Here is a 1,097-nt window from a genome sequence, read left to right as displayed (position 1 = left end):
TCCTTATTTGCCAGCGAGTAATGTCGGGAACTCTAAGGAGACTGCCGGTGACAAACCGGAGGAAGGTGGGGACGACGTCAAGTCATCATGGCCCTTACGGGTAGGGCTACACACGTGCTACAATGGCCGGTACAAAGGGCTGCGAGATCGCGAGATGGAGCGAATCCCAGAAAGCCGGCCTCAGTTCGGATCGGAGTCTGCAACTCGACTCCGTGAAGTCGGAATCGCTAGTAATCGTGAATCAGAATGTCACGGTGAATACGTTCCCGGGCCTTGTACACACCGCCCGTCACACCATGGGAGTGGACTGCACCAGAAGTGGTTAGCTTAACCTTCGGGAGAGCGATCACCACGGTGTGGTTCATGACTGGGGTGAAGTCGTAACAAGGTAGCCGTAGGGGAACCTGCGGCTGGATCACCTCCTTAAACGACCAGCTTAGCGTGGTTCAAGCGTCCACAATCAATTACCTGATCGGCCAGAGCAAGACTGTTTGGGTCTGTAGCTCAGTTGGTTAGAGCGCACCCCTGATAAGGGTGAGGTCGGCAGTTCGAGTCTGCCCAGACCCACCAAATTTGATTAATACGTCGTTGAAAGCTAACTCGTGTAGCGAGCTACACGTCGCCATCTTTCGCCTCGTCTAAATCAAATTGAACAGATTGAAAAAAGAAAAGAGGTCTTCTTGATTCTTTTCATGATCTGTCTATCCGGGGCCTTAGCTCAGCTGGGAGAGCGCCTGCCTTGCACGCAGGAGGTCAGCGGTTCGATCCCGCTAGGCTCCACCAGTTCCTGCCACAGGAACATACCTAACAGTCTTGATGTTGAAATTAGTTGAAAGCGTTCATCGCAAGATGAGGGTTTTCAACTGCTTTCAGCAGTCGCTCTTTAACAATTTGGATCATGCTGACAGTTCTTCTCTTCGGAGAAGAACGAAACGAGATACGTCTCAAGCGTATCCGGCAATTGTCGAATGATTTAATCACTGACCAGACCCTTTCGGGTTATATGGTCAAGCGATTAAGCGCACACGGTGGATGCCTTGGCAGCCAGAGGCGATGAAGGACGTTGTAGCCTGCGATAAGGTTCGGTGAGGTGGCAA

2 tRNA genes and 2 rRNA genes are annotated in these 1,097 nt (G+C 51.8%); all 4 read left to right on the top strand.

What is annotated here, in order from left to right:
* Positions 1-426, top strand: a 16S ribosomal RNA gene (locus tag BTW08_RS18360); the annotation flags it as partial.
* Between the two features lie 67 nt (positions 427-493).
* A tRNA-Ile gene (locus BTW08_RS18355) sits at positions 494-570 on the top strand.
* Between the two features lie 137 nt (positions 571-707).
* Positions 708-783: transfer RNA gene (locus tag BTW08_RS18350), tRNA-Ala, on the top strand.
* A gap of 222 nt (positions 784-1,005) precedes the next feature.
* Positions 1,006-1,097, top strand: a 23S ribosomal RNA gene (locus BTW08_RS18345); the annotation flags it as partial.

Source organism: Salinicola sp. MH3R3-1 (genome assembly GCF_001937155.1).
Lineage (GTDB): Bacteria > Pseudomonadota > Gammaproteobacteria > Pseudomonadales > Halomonadaceae > Salinicola > Salinicola halophyticus.
Note: the sequence above shows the minus strand (reverse complement) of the source record. Positions and strands in the feature narration are given on the sequence as shown.